The organism is Acinetobacter minutum, assembly GCF_035916735.1.
GTDB lineage: Bacteria > Pseudomonadota > Gammaproteobacteria > Pseudomonadales > Moraxellaceae > Acinetobacter.
Genome location: NZ_JAQIHG010000008.1, coordinates 60,940 through 79,996, shown reverse-complemented (window position 1 = coordinate 79,996; position 19,057 = coordinate 60,940). Strand labels below are relative to the sequence as shown.

The following is a 19,057-nucleotide window of genomic DNA, read 5'->3' as shown; positions in this document are numbered from 1 at the left end:
CTAGATATTTAAAATACTAATTTAAGACACAAAGAAGGAGCGAACAATTCGCCCCTTCCCATTATCCAGCCAAAACTGGATATACTTTAGTTTTCAGTAATACGGCATTCAGCATGCAATAATCCGAAAATAAAAGCTTAAATCGAATTAACGACGTAAACCTAAAGCACCGATCAAAGCAGTATAACGCTCATGATCTTTACCGTTAAGGTAGTCAAGCAGTTTACGACGTTGGTTAACCATACGGATCAAACCACGACGGCTGTGGTGGTCGTGTTTGTGAGCTTTAAAGTGACTTTGCAAGTCATTGATTTGCGCAGTTAATAAAGCTACTTGTACTTCTGGTGAACCAGTGTCGTTTTCAGCGCGAGCAAATTTAGCGATGATCTCTGCGCGATCTGCGTTTGTTAAAGCCATTCGATTTCTCCGAGATGCTTTGAATAAAAAATACGATAAGAATCACCTTGACGGATCTTGGTGACTGCCGTGCATCACTACAGCAAGTTTAGCATTTTAAGGGAAAATGGCGCTGATTGCAAAAAAACCGCTGCTTTCCTGAGCATCAGCTTTTCCGCCACAATTAACAAGCCACTTCAGCACATCCCACGGTTCTTTTATAAAGACCGGAACCCAAATACCTTCGATTCAAACCGAACAAGCCTTTTCCCCACATAAAAATGCCCAAGTACTAGACTTGGGCATTATGCGCTGTAACTCATACCACTTATTATTGTTATTCTTTGTTTCGCCAAAAAGCGAGATTTATTGTTATAAGTTCTTGATTTTTTATTTTGTTTTCATAGTTTCATCTTGCTCTTTACGACGAGTTAAAAACAGTCGCCACGTCGGCACACCCTGTAAGTGAATGCTTACATTGACCCTACACTCATATAAATCACAGCAAAATAAAAAGCCCTGTAGTCTCTCCCAAAACTACAAGGCTTAGCGGCTGTAAGTTCCTCTCTTATCACTTACGCTCTATGTAAGTTCGCTGTCTTACGACTCGTTATGATTATTATGCGCTTGTTTCCAGCTTTCCTTGCCGGCTTGTTGTTGAAAGCAATCATCGCAAAAACAGGAACCGCCGACTATGCGCAAATTTCCTTAATCTGTGTAAGCTTTTGCTTACAAAGCTGCATATTTTTTAAAAATTCTCTTATAAACAAAGAGTTTTTTTAACTTTATTCACTAAACCACTCTGCCTCACCGTGCGGCAGCGTAAGGATTGAGCAAAAGCTTCCATATCCACCAACAGGCTCACAACTTTCTTGGCACGGGTAATGGCCGTATAGATCAACTCTTGGCTCAACAGATTCTGTGCCGTCTGATCCAGCACAACCGCGGTATGGGTAAATTCAGAACCTTGCGACTTATGAATGGTTAAAGCAAATGCGGTCTCCATGCTCTTCGGCAAGCGTGCAGCAGGGATCCATTTGTTCAGACTCGGGAAATACACTTCAAACTGTCCCGGCTGACTACGGTGTTTCAAGCATAGTCCGATATCACCATTCGACAGCCCAAGCTGGTAATCGTTGTAAGTCATCATCACCGGACGCCCAACATACCAGTCACCATAGCGAGCAATATATAAAGCAAGCATATCCAACAAACGTTGTTCCATCTGTAGGTTTAACTGTACTAAGCCAAATGTGCCATGTCGGACTGCGGTCAGGATGCGGTAATCATCAAAACGCTGCACCAGAGTATTAACCATCAATTCTGGCTCATCGGCCTGTACATAGTCTTTAAGGGCTTGCAGATACCCCTGATAACCGAGCATTAATTTGTCATAGTACTCCGTACAGGCTGCAACTTTAGGAGAAGGCGCAGGTAAATATTCCAGCTGAATCTGCTCCGACATTTCTGCGGTTAGAGCTACGGCATGAATTTCACTGGCTGCTACGATTTGCTCACTAAATGTTTGTAATAACCAGCTACTATTCTGCTGCTGGGATTGAGCTTGAATAAAACGAGCCATTTCTCCAATCAATGCACCACTTTTAAAACGGCGACTGTTTAGCAGATTCACCCGATGCTCCCTGAGTGCTTCAACTTGTTGCAAATCCGCCAGCACAGCCCCCACATCCACAGAAGCTAGCTGGTTGGCATCACCCAATAAGATCAGACGAGCCTGATCTGGAACTGCAGCAAACAGCATTTGTGCCAGGTTCAGATCGAGCATGGAGGCTTCATCCACGACAATCACATCATAAGGTAAAGGCTGTTGGCGATGGAAACGGGGTTGCTGCGAGTTGCCCAGCCCCAACAGACGATGCAGCGTGACCGGCGTGAGACGTTTTAAATCTTCGGTTACCAGAGGCTGTAATTTTTCATCATGTAAAGAGTTTTGCAGCGCTTCTTTCATGCGCTGGGCTGCTTTACCGGTCGGTGCAGCCATGGCAATCCGGATATTCGGTATAGCCTGATTTAACACCGCAATAATACGAGCCAAGGTATAAGTTTTCCCTGTACCAGGTCCCCCTGTAATGATATTCAGGCTCTGCTTGGCCACCATCGCCAATGCCTGTTTCTGATATTCATCCTCAAGCAAGTCTGTATGAGAAGACAGATCGACAGCCGCAATTTTTTGCTGTTGCAAACGGGCCACCTGTTCGGCCAAGGCTTGTTCGAGAGCCCAATAACGGTACAGATATAAACGCTGCCCATCATAGACAAACGGAGCAACTGCACCCAACTGTGCGGATTCAGATTGCATCAGCGATTGTAAACATTCAGCCTGTGTGTTCGGAACCAACAAACAACTATCACCTTGCAGCACCGCCTGCATTAAGCGCTGGATCAGCTCAGTGGCCAGAGATGGATCAGAAACCTGAGCAAACGGCGGCTGGCAGATGAACTGGCTCCAAATACTGATCCACTGTTCATGTTGACTGTCACGCTGTTTCGGCTGGTTTTCCACACAGTTATCCTCAAAGTTATCCACAACTCAAGTGGTTGATTATTCGACCAACATTTCGGCTGGTGAGACCCGTTTGTGGACAGAGACATCCGTGCCGTAACCCAAAATGGCATCTAGGCGCAAAATGAATTCGCTCTCAGGTTGCCAATGATAAACACCTGTCTCTGCTTGTCCGGACATTCCGCGTAAATACAAATAACTCGCCCCACCCAAATCACGTTCGATCTGATAATCCAGCAATTGCAAACGCAAGTAGCGGTGCAACGCCACCAGATACAACCCTGCCTGCAACCAGTAACTGGAATGTGACATGTTCTGTGCGATCATCTGTGGATGGTAATCCTGCTGATCCGCACCGAGAAAATTACTCTTATAATCCGCAATGTGATAGCGCTGACCATCAAAATACACTAGATCGACAGAACCAGTCAGATAGCGTGCCGAGTTGGCCTGGTGAAACTCGGCCATATCAAGGCCATATTCGGCGTACAGTTCATGAATACGTTTAATGGTCAGCACACGATCTGCCAAAGACAGATAAAACGGAAATTCAGCCAGATATTGTCCATTCACCAACTGGTTTAAGCTGAAATCCGCATGCAATGGCGTTGCTAGAACTTCATGCAACCAGTCGGCCATCTGATGATAAATCATCTGTTCATGCTGTTCAGCGCTGGCGGACAGTGAATCAAGTTTTGCCAACAATTCTGCTAATAAGCCCTGAGAATTATACTGATTGTCATTTTTAAAACGCCGCTTAAGCTCTTCAGCAATACGGGAGTGATCATCATCAAAGCGGATATTTTCAAACAGTTTATGCAGGAAACTGCCGGCATTGGTTCCCATAGGAAAATGACGCTTAATCCAGGCGATCGGTTGCTGCATCATTTCAGGCTCATCGAGCAGCGGCAGATGAATTTCATCTGCTGCACTTTCCTGTAGCGTTGTATCCACCGCCAGACTGTCCAAGATGGCAGCGCGACTGAGATGCTGGGCCAAAGCACTGAAGCTGGTTTTAGAGCGTGGATAGAAACGCTGTTGTGGTAAGGCTAAAGCATTCAGACGACTACTGTCGGTCTGGGTTTGAGATGCCTGCAACAGAGGTGGACGTTCCTGTAACAAAGGTTCTAGCATCGAATAGGGATGGCTAAATAATTGCTCTGCTGGACCTCGCCAGAACCCGAGGCCATTACGGGACTCCCCTTTTGCATCATGTAGCATGGCATACACCCGATGACTGGCACGAGTCAGGGCGACATACCACAGGCGGCGTTGTTCGGCTTCCTGTCGTGCTTCATTCTGAGCAATCTCCTCCGGTGTCAGGCACTCTTTATCATTAACGGCAATCACACGTTGCAGTTCTGCCTGCCCTGTTATGGGATTGACCTGCTCAACCGTCGAAAAGTTGAGTGCTTTCGACTGATTACCCGGTTTTTTGTCAGCACCGAGCAAGAATACAATTTTAAACTCCAGACCTTTGGACTGATGAATGGTCATCAGCTGCACACCGGATGCATTTGACAGTTTGCGTTCAAGTTCCCATTCCCGTTCACTTGGTGACTGCAGTTGCTTCAAGTACCAGTGATACAACATCTGTGCTCCCTGATAATGCTCACTATGCTGACACAGCAATTCGGTCAAGTGACGTAAATTCACCACCACCCGTTCATTATCACGACTTTGTTTGGCCACCAGTGTTTGCCAGACCTTGAACAGATTCAAGCAATATTGCCAGGCGGTTAAAAAGCCTTTTTCTAGCCACATTTCACGAATGGCATCAAAATCATAGAAGAACTGGCTCAACCCATCCGGCTGATTTTCTAGCGCCAACAAATCATTCAGACGAAAGCCCAGTAAACGACTCAGCAAAGCACGCTTGATTTTACCTTCATCATAAGGATGCAAAATGGCGGTCAGCAGCGCCCCCACATCCTGTGCAACCGCACTGTCAAATACGCTGCGTTTGGAGCTACGGTTAACCCGTATGCCTAACCGTTCCAGTTCATACTGGGCTTTGTCCAGTCCATCGTGGCTTCTGGATAAAATCGCAATATCATCTTCCTGCAGATAACGTGGCTGCTCCTTTTCAGCAAAATAGCATTGCTGCTGAATCCCCTGATTGAGCAGGTCACGAATTTTCCAGGCCACCTGAATTAACTCGTCTTTACTCTCAGATAAACTCATCCAGCGTAGTGGAGCATGGTTTTCACCCTGCTGATCGATCAACGCAGGATGTGGACGTGTCGCGGCCTGAACTGGCGTATAAGGTACATCTTCACCAAACTGCATCTGACGCTGGAATAAGGCATCCACCACTTCCACCAGTGCAGCCACTGAACGGTGGTTATATTTCAAGGTATACAGGTGACCTTGTTTGTCCAGGACATCTTTGCGGGCCTTGTTATAGGTCAGCATATCGCCGCCACGAAAGCCGTAAATCGCCTGTTTGGGATCACCCACCATGATCATGCAGCCGTGAGCAAAACGACGTGCATCGCGCCAGATCTGCGCCAACATTTGATCCTGATCCTGGTTGGTATCCTGAAATTCATCCACCAGAATCAGCGGATAACGCGCCTGAACATATTGGGCAAAACGCTGGCCCTGTTCCCCCTGCAAAGCACCTGCCAAAGTACGGATTTGCTGGGCAAAGGTGGTTTCACCCTTTTGCTGTAAAACCTGAGGCAGACGTTTTTTGACTTCGTGGCTGATATAAAATTTCAGGTAACTGTCGAGTAGTCCCAAGTCATTTTGCAACTGCTGTACTTGCAGGCAAAAGCTGCGCAACTGTTGCACGATGATGTGCTGTTCAAACTGCTGCAAGACTTCTGCTGCACACTTATTGAGAACTTTGCCACAACATAGATTGGTGAGATTTTTGAGGGTTGGAGCCAAATGCGCTGCAAACACGGCATAACCCCGCTGTTGCTGTAATGCCTGTAAGAATGCGGGTAAATCATCACACAGGGTTCGTTGCAACAACTGCTGATCACGCCATTTTTTAGCTACAACAGCATGGTATTGACCCGCTTCATGGTAAAAATCAGCGAGTTCTCCAACCCGCTCAAGATCAAGCTGGAGCAACGCGTCCAGTTGCGCTTCAAAAGCCTGTAGATCACAGGCTGGGCGTGCCATCTGCTGAAACTGTGCCGAAGCAAAATTCAACGTATCTTCCACCACTGCGACATAGGCCTCAACGGACTTGAGTTTTTGGGTCAGACATAAATAATCGATCAGTGGCTGTGGCTGGTTTTGAATCCATTCACGCAACACATCATGAATCAACTGCCGGGTATAACTTTTGGCATCATCCGTGATTTCAGCACGCTCGATCTTGCCACTTTCAAAAGCAAATTCTCGTAGCAGCTTCTGGCTGAAGCTGTCGAGCGTACCGACAAACAGCTCATCCAAGTGATCGATCACCAATTTTAATCGGTTCAAGGCATAATCCGGTCGCAGCGCATAATCGGTCAGAACTTTGTGAAACAAAGGATCCTGTTCATTGCGGATTTTCTCCTGAAGGTCCAGAGCATTGAGCGACTGGCAGCTGGCCAGGTAACGCTGGGTTTCCTGTAGCCGGGCACGAATCCGGCTTTTCAGTTCAGCCGCAGCTGCACGGGTAAAAGTGGTCGCAATCACCTGATTCGGCAAATAATCCTGCAAAAACACCCGAACCATCAGACTGGACAAGGTATAGGTTTTGCCTGTTCCGGCAGAGGCTTCGATCCAGTGCAGTCCTTTGAACTGCATGTCCCGAATCGGATTGTCGGATGGATGAACGGGTTGTTGAAATATCTGCATGGCTTATGCCTCCTCCACCGTCAGATGAGACAGAATCGGCTGATACAGGACATAAGAAAATTCTTGCAAGGCCTGCTGGAGTAGCTGATTGGCATCCTGATGCTGCAAAATAAACTGCCAGTCACGATGCTTAATATTCCATTCCTCACCGTCATACGGATAGGCTGCAAAGCTATCGGATTCATTCCATTTCTGCAGGATTTTATCGGAATCCAGTGGTGTATAAGGGGCTTGATCGGTCCAGGCCAGTTTAAATTTGTCGTCCAGTAACAAGGCAGCGGGCAAGACCAGTGGCTTACGCTGCGCATACTGCCAGGCAGCAAACCATTCCTGCAAATACTGTTGTGCCTGCGCTGAACTGATCCCTTGGCAAATCATGGTTTTTTCCGGACACACCACAATGCGTTGCAAGTCACGACCGGATGTGCCCAAATCGAGATAAGCCAGCCACATTAAATATTCCAGCCAGGTTTTCGCACGCGATTTGGCTTTGGCTTTTGAAGCCTGCACACTCAGCCAAAGGGTTTCATGCTGTGGCACATGAATACTCAAATGCAGCTGGGCATGGACTTTCCAAAGCTGCTGAGTCGTGCTTGTCGGGTGAGGTGCATACTTATGCATGCGGTCACGCAAGTGGCTCTGTTCAAGCAAGCTTAGCTGCCAACTGGCCTGTTGGGTTTTCCCGACTGGCAACACATCCAGAAACTGTGCCGGATCAACCTCACGTTGCTGTTGCAACAGGCTATTGCGCACATGATATTGCTGCAGCCGATTCAGCAATAACGGTTCCTGCTGTTCGGGTAGATCCTGTGGACTGAGGTTTTTAATGCCCAGGGTTTTTAAATACAAACGGGCTGGAAACAGCACATCCTGTATCCATTGCTGGCTATCGAGCACCTGAACCTCGTGTTCCATCGGAGTATAGTCAACATTGGTCCAGCCTTCCCGCTGACCACTGGCCTGACGGATCTGTCTTGCCACCTCAAACCACTGATCCTGATAGCGGATCTGTTCTGCACAAGCAAAACCTGCCGGATCAAACGGTTGTAAGGGATGCAGATGGTATAGGGACTGCAACTGTTCAGGCACTTCAATCCCATTCAGAGATAACAATTTCGGCAGATCCGATTCAGTTGCTGCCGGTTTGACAATGAAGGCCATGTGCTGAACCAGCTCTTGCAGTACAGTAGACGGATCACGCACTTCACCATCATTGACATCAAAGCCATTGTAGAACAGCCAGAGATTCTGCTGTGCCAGTAATAGCGCATCCAGAAAGGCGCCCTGGTCATCTTCCAGACGCGAACGATCGCCGAGTTGGGGTTTCAGCAAGTCCATTAAATCAAACGGCACATGCTGCTGGCGACTTGGAAACTTTCCACTGTCCAGATTCAGAATTACCATCAGTTTATAAGGCAAAGGACGAATCTGCCCCAGCTGGCTAAAGGTAATCTGTCCGGTCGGCTCGGCCTGTTCCAGTTGTGCATCCAACAATTGGTTCAATTCTTCAATCAGGTACGGTAAAGGCAAGCTCAAACGCTGCAAGGCCAGTGCCGCATTCGGGTCATGATATTCAGCCAGCGTAAGGATACGTTCTTGTTTTTTTATCAGGTCAGCCACGATGCCGAGTGATTCCACCCCAGCCTGCAAAAAGGCATCCACCTCTTGTTTTAAACGTTGTAGCCATCCCTCAACCCGAATCGTTTGGCCCTGTTCATGTGCGTTCAACCAATGACGACGGGCATCAAAATCCTGATAAATCTGAATCAGTTGAGCGATCAGCTCAAAGTCACTTGGTAAAACTTCAGCAAAACTCAAAGTGCCCTGAAACACGCGATGCTCTGGAATCGCAATCCCTAACGCCAAACGGTCAAGCGCAAACTTAAAACTAAAACGGTAGTCTTCATCGTCCTGTGCCAGACTCTGCTGCAAATGCTGTGCATCGAAGCCACGCTTAAAACCCGCTGCCGTCAACAACTGCACCATGCGTTCAACACTGTGATTCTCTAGGCTGTAGTACTGCTGCGTGGCAGCCAGCCCCAGCCAATCCGCCAGATCTTCCAGGGTAAAACGTCCTTGTAACAGCTGCATACGACCCAGTACAGCACGCCATGCCAGATTGGCATCCAGCCGGGTGACACCGGCAATTTTTATTGGCAGATAGACGCTGTGCTGCGACAAACGTGAAGCATGCTGATGCTCACGCTCGCTCGGTGGCGGTGCGAAGACACTGCGAATCAGTGGCTCCAGCTCTTTCAGATTCGGGCTGAGTACCAGAATATCACTCGGACGGCGCGGCTGTTCTTTACTGCCTTGAGCCAGCCAATGGATTAACTGTTCTTTCAATACTTCCAGTTGACGCAAACTGGAATGACAGACATGAATCTGGATGGAGTCATCCTGCTCGGCCAGAACATATTGATGCTGCTGTGGTTCAACCAGATACAGCACATCTGACTGGATTTTCCCCAACAACGTCTGCGGATAATCATCCACAAAGACATCGGCCCAAACGCCGTCTTCTCCAGAAGACAGGCTAGACAATAAAGAGAAATGATCACGTGCCTGCTTACCTAAACGGGTCAGTAAAGGATGGCGGGATTCCCGGTTCTGTGCATTAAAATTCAGGGTGAATTCCTGGAAAAACTGCTGAATTTCAAGATCGGTTGCATTCGGATGTTTTTCAATAAAACGTTCCTGAACCCGCACATCGTAACGGGCTTTCCAATGCGGATCGACACTATCTGCCCAATATTCCTGTGACGGGTTGTAATGCAGAATATAGATTTCCAGGTATTGCCCCAAACGGCGTAAAAACGCTAACTGACTTGGAGGCAAATCCAGCAAGGTAAAAACGGTTAGTTGCTGAGGTAAACGGCTCAATGCCTGCTGCCGGGTTTCTGGATGCTCCAACATTTGCCAGAACTGTTGGTCAATGTTCTGCATTTCCTCAAAATCCTGATGAAACACCGCCTGCCATAACCAGCGTTGCCAGGCTTCCAGTTCTCGTGCCTGATTCAGACTAAATGCCGAAATTTCGCTGCCTGTATGGAAGAACAGCTCCTCTACCTGTAAGGGCTGATTTTTGCCCCACGCCTCTAACCAGTTGGTGGCACAGTGACAGGTCTGCTGGCAACCGCGCTGGCAATGGCCACGGTAGACCATATAGTTGCTAAACAGACGTGAAACCTGTTCCGCCACCCAGTACAGCATGCTCTGTTTTTTTAGCTGTTTCTCGAGCCCTTGTAGACGATCCGCACTTTCATAAATACGCTGGATAATCGGATACAGGGCATGATCAGCGGTCAGGGTGATCTGCTCGCTATCGATATAGACTTTTAAGGCTTGGAAAACCCGCCATTTAATAATGATGCGTGGAATATTGGCTTTGCGAACCTGTTCTTTCTGTTCATGCAACACCCATTGATAGGCTGACCACTGGAAGCCGCGGATACGATGATGAAACTGGGTATTGGCACTGATGCCTTTTTGTTCGGCTAGTTGCTGGGTGAGCCAGACCTCAACTGCTTTGGAAGGAACAATAAAATGCTGTGGTTGAAGCACCTGAAAAGGATTTGCTGAGGCTTGATTCACGGCTGTTAACAAAGCTTGTACCAAAACCTCGATGCGCTGGCTTTGAATAACATGAATCCCCATGGACGTTACCCTAATCTTTTCGAAGTGTAATCAGTGCACAAAAGCATAAACTTTATTGACTATACTGTCACGGCACCGTATGCCATTTTCACGCTATCGGCGGGTGGTCATGTTGCTCAGGCCAGCGCTAAATCAATGCAGATGTAAACAGAAAAACAACATACCGAATGAAGGTTCTCTATTTATGAAAAGTTCGCATATCCACCATACGATTGACCCCTCAATGAATCTTGAACAGATTCGTCAAGACTGCCTCGACCTGGTACAAAAACGTGCCTATATGTCGGCAGGTGCCGCAGTGGTTCCCATTCCATTTTTTGATGTGGTGATTGATATTGGTATTTTGTCGCAACTGTTGCCGGAAATTAATGCCCGCTTTGGTCTGGCCACAGATCAGATGAGTGTGTATGACAGCAAGACCCGCCAGATTCAGTGGAAAGAACTGCGTAAACGGGGCATTGAATTTTCCGGACTGGTCATGGCACGTAGTGCGGCAAAAGTGTCTTTGCAGGGTCTGGTCACAAAAGTCCTGACCAAACAGGTCACCAAATTCATTCCGTTAGGAGGACAGGCCGTCGCAGCTAGTTTGGGCTATATGGTCATGAAAAAAGTGGCCGAAGCACATGTCCAAGATTGTTATCATCTGGCCAAACGCATCCAGCAACAGTATCCCGCGACCAATATCGATAATAGCGAAAAATAAAACGGCTTAAGGCAAAGCGGCCTAAACCGCTTTCAACTGTTTCAGAATAGCCTTTAAAATCTCAATCCGCGCCGTGTACTTATCATCACTGGCAATGATATACCACGGTGCATAAGCCGTACTGGTGTGCTCAAACATATCCGCAGCAGCCTGCAGATAGTCATCCCATTTTTCACGATTACGCCAGTCTTCTTCCGTGATCTTAAAATGCTTGTGTGGGGTTTCCTGTCGTGCCTTAAAGCGCCGTTCCTGTTCCTCTTTGCTGATCGACAGCCAGAGTTTGATCACTACGGTCTGGCTATTGACCAGATCTTTTTCAAATCGGTTGATCTCGGCATAAGAGCGCTGCCATTCCACGGCCTTGGCAAACCCTTCGATCCGCTCGACCAGTACCCGACCATACCAGGAACGGTCAAAAATGGTGATATTGCGCTCGGCTTCCAGTTTGGTCCAAAAGCGCCATAAATACGGATGGCGACGTTCATAACGTTCCGGTGCGCTAATGGTATGAATGTCGTATTCACGTGGATCAAGCTTTTTCACAATACGCTTGATGGCTCCCCCTTTACCCGAGGCATCCATGCCTTCCAGCACAATCACGACATTACGGGCATCCAGGCGCAAGGCATCCGCCACCTTGCGGCTCAGACTTTTCAATTCAGCCTTATAGTTAATCAGATCCAGTTTGTTTTGAGCCGGTTGCAACAAGGCTTCAGGAATGGCGGCAGACGGCCAAGGCGTGCGGGTATTCAGCACGTGATTCGGCATATGTTGGAGCGCTTGCAGAATATACTGGGCAAACTGCTGGTTACGCAGCTGTTCTTCTTCGCCATCAATCACAAACCAGTCCTGGGTAAAACGCTGACGCAACTTTTGCAAATTGTCATATTGTTTTTTATTGCGCCAGTCCAGACCATGCAGACGGTGGAAATGCTGCTCGGAGGCATCCATGTTATCAAGACGTTTCTGCAAGGATTTCCAGGACAAATCGAACCAGACTTTAATAACATCGACATGGTTATTTTTTAGATCCTGCTCAAAAGCACGCATATTTTCGATATAAGCATCGAACAGGGTTTCATCCAGAGGTTTTGACACATGCATAGCGGTTGCCAGCAAATCGCTATACCAGTTGCCAAACATCACCAGAATTTGCCCTTCAGCCGGAATAAAGCGAGCGTAAGGTAGCCAGAACGGTTTTTTGGCATTAAATAAGTAAGGCGGATCCGCTTTGACTTTTAAAAAGCGTGGATCCACCCAGCCTCGGAGCTCTTTGACCGCCTCGCCCTTACCGGCCAACTCAATGCCGCTCACCAGAATCACCAGACTTTTGGCATTACGCTTGCCACGACTTTCACGTAACCCGTACTGAGCCTCAATCAAACGGCACGACAAAATATCTTCATCTAAAATTTCATAGTTCGGAGGTGTTTCGGTCATCTGATCGACTCTAATGTTTTATTGTCATTTTCCAGTATAACCAAGCTGTCACATTCGTCACATCCCACCAAAGCGCAATTCTGTATATTATTTTTGCCCCGCTCTAGCCGTTAAATCCTGCTTTTTTGTCATATTTTAATCACACAGTCATAGCCCTATCGCGTGACAGCCACTATGATTTGCGCAATTAAAAAAAATCGGATCCATCCATGTCCAAACTTTCTGCCTTAGATGAGTTGTTAACCCTGTATCATCAACTGCATTACCATCAGAATCCGCAACTGTTACAACGTCTGCGCGATGTTCAATCTTGGCAAAAAAAACGGATTCAAGCCATGCATGTGGCGCAGTTCCAACAGAAAAACAACCAGTTGATGGCTGATTACTTCATGAATCGTCTGTATGGTGGCCCCGATTTTGATGTGCTGGCGCAGCAGATTGAACGCCTGTTGCAATATGCCCACAAGGTCGAAAAAATGCTACCAGCCAGTGCCATTCAGACTGGAACTTCTGCAGTGTATCTAGCTGTTTTGGCAGTGCAACTCGATGAGCAGGTCGCCATCCAACTGTTAAAGGATCATGCAGCTGACTTACCTTTAACCGATGAAATCATGCGTCAAGCCTACCTGAAGCTGGATCAGCAAAGTCAACGTTTAAAGCAACTACAATTGCTGGATCAGCTCGGCAGCAGCCTAGATAAATATATGCGTTCATTTGTGGTCTACACGGCGTTTAAAATGTGTAAAGGCAGTGCTTATAAACACCGTTTCGATACGCTATATGATTTTATGCAAGAAGGCTTTTTGGCCATGAAACCTTTAAAGTCGGCCGAACAGTTCGTGAAAGCCTTTACGGCGATTGAGCACCAGGTGATTACCAAAGTCCATGCCGGCGACCCAGAGCCCTTTCGACCTTGACGTTCTTTCGTGTAAAAGTGCCAGAATTTAAACAGGAATTTTTCTGTATATTATTGATCACAATTCCATGCCGGACGCTGTAAAACATTTTACAATCTGGCATCATGCAAACATTGCCAGATTTTTCTTATTTTTGTGTTCAGGAGCGACTCTATGTCGAACGAAAATCAAAAAGCTACCTCTGCAACTGAACAGACCACCAGTTCAGACAAAGTGAGTCCTTTCTTAAGCACACCTTTACCTGAAGGCACCCCACAGGGCCAGCAACAATCTCTACAACAACAGGCCGACAGCAGCAATAAAGTCGCCAGATACAATTTGCCACGCGGCGCCAATACCGGCAATGTCGGCGAAGTCACCCACTTTGGCTATCAAACCGTGCGCGCTGAAGACAAAGCCCAGAAAGTGGCGGAAGTATTCCACTCCGTCGCCAGCAAATACGACATCATGAACGATCTGATGTCCTTTGGTATTCACCGTCTGTGGAAACGTTTTGCCATTAATATGTCAGGCGTGCGTCGTGGCCAGCACGTTCTGGATATCGCTGGCGGTACAGGTGACCTTGCCAAAGTATTTAGCCGTGAAGTCGGTCCAAACGGTCATGTGGTTCTGTCAGACATCAACGAATCCATGCTGAATGTGGGCCGCGACCGTTTGCTAGATGCCGGTTGTACGAATGTGGATTTTGTCTTGGCCAATGCCGAAACACTGGAACCTTTTGCTGACAACAGTTTCGACTTGGTAACCATCAGTTTTGGTCTGCGCAATGTCACCGATAAGGATGCCGCATTACAAGCCATGTACCGTGTGTTGAAACCAGGTGGCCGCCTGTTAATTCTTGAATTCTCAAAACCGGTATTTGAGCCATTCTCTAAACTGTATGACCTGTATTCATTCACGGCACTGCCATTGATGGGTAAACTGGTTGCCGGCGATTCCGAGAGTTATAAATACCTGGCTGAATCCATTCGTATGCACCCAGATCAGCGAACGCTGAAAGGCATGATGGAAAATGCCGGCTTCCAAAACTGTGATTATCATAACCTCACAGCCGGTATTGTTGCTGTACACCGTGGCTTTAAACTCTAAAGAGGTCAATGCTGATGTGGTCGATTCTGGCACTCGGCGCAGCAGAACGCCTGCTGCACCATGTGATTGATCTCGATGCGGTAACCCGGATCCAGCTCAATCAGCTGCAAGGTAAGATGTTGCGAGTCGTGATCGGGTCGCCACAGCTCTCGGTGGACGTGTTTTTTGATGAAAATCAGGTCCGTCTGGAACCTACGGTGACCGGACAGGCTGAGACTTCTTCTATTTTTGAGCAGCGTCCGTTTGATGCGCGATCCAGTATCAGCGAAGCCACGGCAACACTGCAGGTGGCCAATGTAGTTGAACTGCTGAAGTTACTGCTGTCTGACAGTGACCAGATCGGCAATATTCCCCTGCAGGGAGATTATCATCTGCTGCAGGATATCCAGCGTATTCTGCACCAAGCCGAACCGGATCTGGCTGCGCATCTGACGCCATGGATCGGCCCAAGCCTGGCGCATGAGCTGGGTAAAATCCAGCTGGCTTCCCAACAGCTCAAACGCAGTCTGCAAAGCCAGCTGTTCTTTGCTGAAGATGCCTTAAAAGAAGACAGTGGTCTGTTTGCTGCACGCTGGCAAATGGATGACCTGCAGCAACAGACCCGGCAGTTCAACCAGAATCTTGACCGTCTGGAAGCCAAACTCCAGCAACTCTTTAACCAGCTTTCTTCTACTCCCTAAACCAGGTGATTTTTTCTATGATTCCGCATGTTTCACGTTTACTCGAACTTTGGCGTATCGCAGCGCATTACAGACTCGACACGTTGGTTCCTGCGGAAGAAGTCCCGGTCAAAGCTCGTCCAGCGCTCAGTCTGATCCGTTTACATCCCGCAGCCTGGCACAGCCGCGAACGTAAAAATCCCCTCAAGCTGAAACAAGCCTTGGAGGACATGGGACCTCTCGCGATCAAACTCGGACAATTACTCTCGACCCGGCGTGACCTGATCCCACCTGAGATTCTGCAACAGCTAACCCTGCTGCAAGACCGGGTCAAACCGTTTTCCGCAGAGCTGGCTAAAACCCGAATTCAGCAATCGCTGAAAGCCGATATTAACACCCTGTTTGCCCGCTTTGATGAGCAACCTCTGGCTGCTGCCTCGATTGCACAGGTACATACCGCTGCATTACATGATGGCCGTGAAGTGGTGGTGAAAGTCACGCGTCCACAGATCCGTCAGCAGATTCTGCAGGATTTTGAAATCCTGGCCTGGCTGGGTGACTGGCTGGAAAACCGCATTGAAGCCGCCCGTGCCCTGCATCTCTCCGAAATTATTCAGGACTATCGTCAGATTATTCTGAATGAACTAGACCTGACCCTTGAAGCGGACAATACCCGCCGCATGCGCCATTATTTTACCGGCTCCAGCATGATGTATGTACCTGAAGTCTATATGGACAGTCCGGATGTCATGGTGGCAGAACGGATCAGTGGTGTGCCAATTTCCGATACAGCTACTTTTGACCGTTTGGGCATGGATCGTGCCCAACTGGCTGAAAAAGGCCTGACTATTTTCTTTACTCAAGTCTTCCGCGATAACTTTTTCCATGCCGACATGCATCCGGGCAACGTGTTTGTGGAAACCATCAATCCGCAGAATCCACGTTTTATTGCGCTGGACTGCGCAATTATGGGGGAGCTGTCCAAGCAGGACCAGATGACTGTAGCGCGAATGCTGCTAGCCGTCATGAACAGTAATTTCATGCAGCTGATCCAGATTGTACATCAGGCGGGCTGGATTCCACCCGGAACCGACCAAGATGCTTTAGCGCGTGAAATGCGTCGTACCGTTGGCCCAATGGTGTCCAAACCGATGGATCAGCTGGATTTTGCCGGCATCTTGTTACAGGTGATGGATATTGCACGCCGTTTCCATCTGGAAATTCCACCCCAACTGATGTTGCTGCTCAAAACCTTGGTGCATGTCGAGGGTTTGGGGACAGATCTTTATCCGCAACTGGATATCTGGAAACTGGCCAAGCCGATCCTGACGGACTGGATCAAAGCCAATATGAACCCAGTCAAAAACGTGAAGGAAATTGGTCAGCAGATTCCGGATCTGTTGCTCGGTGCACATGACTTGCCAACATTACTGATCGACAGCCTGAATGGCCTGAAAAATCAATCCGCCTGGCACGACAAACAACTCCGTGAATTGCAAAGTCTGCGTTTGCAAATGCAGCATCAGCAACGTCGCAACTGGATTTTTGGCAGTTTGCTGATGATCCTGTTAACCATTGCAATCATTGCGCCCTGGTATGTGTCTGCCGTACTAATTGTCTTGGCGAGTCTATTGTCTTTGTGGCGAATGATGAAATAAGTTTCATCAATACCAAAAAAGCAAACAACGGATATTTAATACATATTTACAAATATTTAATTGTTTGCTTTTTAACCAAACCTCTGTTAGAAAAAGAAAAGAATAAAAAATAATCCTATTAAGAAAAATATAAGAATTTTGTATTCCTAATAATTATTACAAGGAAGAATAAAATGAAAATAAATAGCAAGTTATCGTCGATAAAAAAGAGGTTCTCATTATCCTTCCCTATCAATTCAAATGATAGCCAATTACCTTTTTTGTTTTTGAAATATTCTTTAATCTTTCCAGCTCTCTTATACGGAAATTCAGCTCTGGCCGCACCAGATGATCTCTTCTTACAAGCACAGAATCTAAATTCTCAGCGAGACACATGGTCCATTCAAGCGAGTGCTGATGGTTTAAATGACACCATTGATATTTTTAATCTACGTGATGAGGATAAAAATCCGAATGGGACTGGAGATTATTTAGGAGGGACTTTTGAAGCTCATTATAATTTAAATTCACAGTTCTCAATTGAAGGAAAATACTGGCATCGTGAGATTGATTATGCCAATGACACCAATAAAATGGACAGTTGGCTCGTAGGTATTCGCTATATACCTGAGGTTTTTTCCAACGATTCCGACACGTTCAGCCTACGTGCCTCAGTATGGGGAAACATTGCGGATGAATTAAAGAAAGACACGCCAACAATCATCAATGATCGTCGTTTTGAGCAAATTCAAGTCAATAATGCTAAGGACTTACAATTGCAGCTGGACGGTATTTTTTCCCACAGAATAAACTCAACCAATCAACTGAATGCTTTCGCTAGTGTTGGCTATAGTAAAGTTGAAGTAGATAGTCTAGATACTCAGCTCAATTACAACGGATGTTTAGCCAGCGTTTCAATTCAATCCAATAATCAATTTACCGGTTCTCTTTCACCACTCTGCCGTAGTTTTGCCATCAGTGGAGATGCATCTGCGTTTGGGCTAGATCTCAATCAGGATCTTAACTATAAAGCCACTTATGCAAGTGCAGGTGGCTCCTGGAACTGGCGTTATCATAAATTTGAAAGCCAACTGGCCTATCAATATCAATATTTATGGCGTCAGGACATTGATGATCGAATTGAAAATTTCGGTACGTCGACCATTAAAGACAATCATCGGATTGGTCTAAAACTTTCTTATGATTTCCTGCCCCGTTTATCCGGATTTATTCAAGCACAATATGTCGAGCATAATTTTATTGGCACGATTCCCTTTCTTTATAATGGTATTACCCTATCACGCTTAGATGATCATTATGGCTATGCCTCCATCGGGCTAAAATTGCATAGTTTTTAAAATTTCACCTCCTTTTCCGCTCACTTTGCCGTACACTATAAAGCTGTTTTTATAGTGTACTTTTTCTTTTGGTGAACCCCACATGAACAATTTGCAATGGCTCGATGAAGTGAAATTTAACGAACAAGGTCTGATCCCTGCCATTGCTCAGCATCATCAAACTGGTCGTATTCTGATGGTGGCGTGGATGAACCGTGAGTCTCTGGCACTTACTGCCGAGAAGAAACAGGCAGTGTATTTCTCCCGCTCACGTCAGAAACTTTGGCATAAAGGTGAAGAATCTGGCCACTTTCAGACCGTGCATGAAATCCGTCTGGATTGCGATGCCGATGTAATTACCCTGCAAGTGGAACAACATGGCGGTATTGCTTGTCATACCGGTCGTGAGTCCTGCTTCTATCGTAAACTCACCGAAAATGGCTGGGAAATTGTCGATGCGCAGATCAAAGATCCTAATCAGATTTATGGTGAAACTGCGAAATCTAACAACCCACATACACAGGCCATGTCCGCATCAAATGCACAATCAGAACAGGTTGAAGTGTTGTCCTACCTGGGTGAAATGATGCAGCAGCGTAAAGTCGCTGATCCAGATAGCTCCTATGTGGCAAAGCTGTATCATAAAGGTCTGAACAAGATCCTGGAAAAAGTCGGCGAAGAAAGCATCGAAGCGATTATTGCTGCCAAAGATTTCGCTGTCGAAGCCAATCAAGACAACAAAAATGACCTGATCTATGAAACCGCCGATTTATGGTTCCATACCATTGTGATGTTGGGACATTTTGATCTCGATCCACAACTGGTGCTGAATGAACTGGCACGCCGCCAAGGTTTATCCGGTCTGGTGGAAAAAGCCAACCGTAGCCATTAATGACC

General features: G+C 47.0%; 12 protein-coding genes. 7 read left to right on the top strand and 5 right to left on the bottom strand.

All coding sequences use genetic code 11. The features are described 5' to 3' along the window. Window positions 1-147 precede the first annotated feature (147 nt). From rpsO to PAE54_RS05310, 4 genes are all read right to left on the bottom strand, one after another. The gene (gene rpsO, locus PAE54_RS05325; RefSeq protein ID WP_326518698.1) at window positions 148-417 is read right to left on the bottom strand and encodes a 30S ribosomal protein S15; all 270 of its coding nucleotides are present in this window, start codon (window positions 415-417) and stop codon (window positions 148-150) included. Between the two features lie 739 nt (window positions 418-1,156). Further along, window positions 1,157-2,920: an exodeoxyribonuclease V subunit alpha gene (gene recD / locus PAE54_RS05320; RefSeq protein WP_326518697.1), complete on the bottom strand. Its 1,764-nt coding sequence runs from the start codon at window positions 2,918-2,920 to the stop codon at window positions 1,157-1,159. A 39-nt stretch (window positions 2,921-2,959) separates the two neighbouring features. Then, window positions 2,960-6,721: a UvrD-helicase domain-containing protein gene (locus PAE54_RS05315; protein WP_326518696.1), complete on the bottom strand. Its 3,762-nt coding sequence runs from the start codon at window positions 6,719-6,721 to the stop codon at window positions 2,960-2,962. A gap of 3 nt (window positions 6,722-6,724) precedes the next feature. Beyond that, a complete protein-coding gene (locus tag PAE54_RS05310) occupies window positions 6,725-10,378 on the bottom strand; it encodes an exodeoxyribonuclease V subunit gamma (protein WP_326518695.1) in 3,654 nt (1,217 codons plus the stop codon). A gap of 184 nt (window positions 10,379-10,562) precedes the next feature. Here PAE54_RS05310 and PAE54_RS05305 point away from each other — a divergent pair, with 184 nt between their 5' ends. Further along, window positions 10,563-11,081 carry a hypothetical protein gene (locus PAE54_RS05305; protein ID WP_326518694.1) on the top strand — a complete coding sequence of 173 codons (519 nt, stop codon included), beginning with the start codon at window positions 10,563-10,565 and terminating at the stop codon, window positions 11,079-11,081. A 21-nt stretch (window positions 11,082-11,102) separates the two neighbouring features. On the opposite strand, the gene pap is transcribed toward PAE54_RS05305, so the two are convergent. Beyond that, the gene (gene pap, locus PAE54_RS05300; protein WP_326518693.1) at window positions 11,103-12,521 is read right to left on the bottom strand and encodes a polyphosphate:AMP phosphotransferase; all 1,419 of its coding nucleotides are present in this window, start codon (window positions 12,519-12,521) and stop codon (window positions 11,103-11,105) included. A 209-nt stretch (window positions 12,522-12,730) separates the two neighbouring features. Between pap and PAE54_RS05295 the strand changes: the two genes are divergently transcribed. The 6 genes from PAE54_RS05295 to hisIE all read left to right on the top strand — a co-directional run bounded on the left by PAE54_RS05295 (window position 12,731) and on the right by hisIE (window position 19,052). Further along, the gene (locus PAE54_RS05295) at window positions 12,731-13,438 is read left to right on the top strand and encodes a DUF8198 family protein (protein ID WP_326518692.1); all 708 of its coding nucleotides are present in this window, start codon (window positions 12,731-12,733) and stop codon (window positions 13,436-13,438) included. A 153-nt stretch (window positions 13,439-13,591) separates the two neighbouring features. After that, window positions 13,592-14,527, top strand: coding sequence for a bifunctional demethylmenaquinone methyltransferase/2-methoxy-6-polyprenyl-1,4-benzoquinol methylase UbiE (ubiE, locus tag PAE54_RS05290; protein ID WP_326518691.1), 936 nt, complete (start codon window positions 13,592-13,594; stop codon window positions 14,525-14,527). Window positions 14,528-14,541: 14 nt separating this feature from the next. Beyond that, a complete protein-coding gene (locus tag PAE54_RS05285) occupies window positions 14,542-15,207 on the top strand; it encodes a ubiquinone biosynthesis accessory factor UbiJ (RefSeq protein ID WP_326518710.1) in 666 nt (221 codons plus the stop codon). Window positions 15,208-15,224: 17 nt separating this feature from the next. Then, window positions 15,225-16,844 carry an ABC1 kinase family protein gene (locus PAE54_RS05280; protein ID WP_326518690.1) on the top strand — a complete coding sequence of 540 codons (1,620 nt, stop codon included), beginning with the start codon at window positions 15,225-15,227 and terminating at the stop codon, window positions 16,842-16,844. Between the two features lie 173 nt (window positions 16,845-17,017). Further along, entirely contained in the window at window positions 17,018-18,181 is a 1,164-nt protein-coding gene (locus PAE54_RS05275) for a hypothetical protein (RefSeq protein WP_326518689.1), read from the top strand. An 82-nt stretch (window positions 18,182-18,263) separates the two neighbouring features. Next, window positions 18,264-19,052, top strand: coding sequence for a bifunctional phosphoribosyl-AMP cyclohydrolase/phosphoribosyl-ATP diphosphatase HisIE (gene hisIE / locus PAE54_RS05270; RefSeq protein WP_326518688.1), 789 nt, complete (start codon window positions 18,264-18,266; stop codon window positions 19,050-19,052). Window positions 19,053-19,057 lie beyond the last annotated feature (5 nt).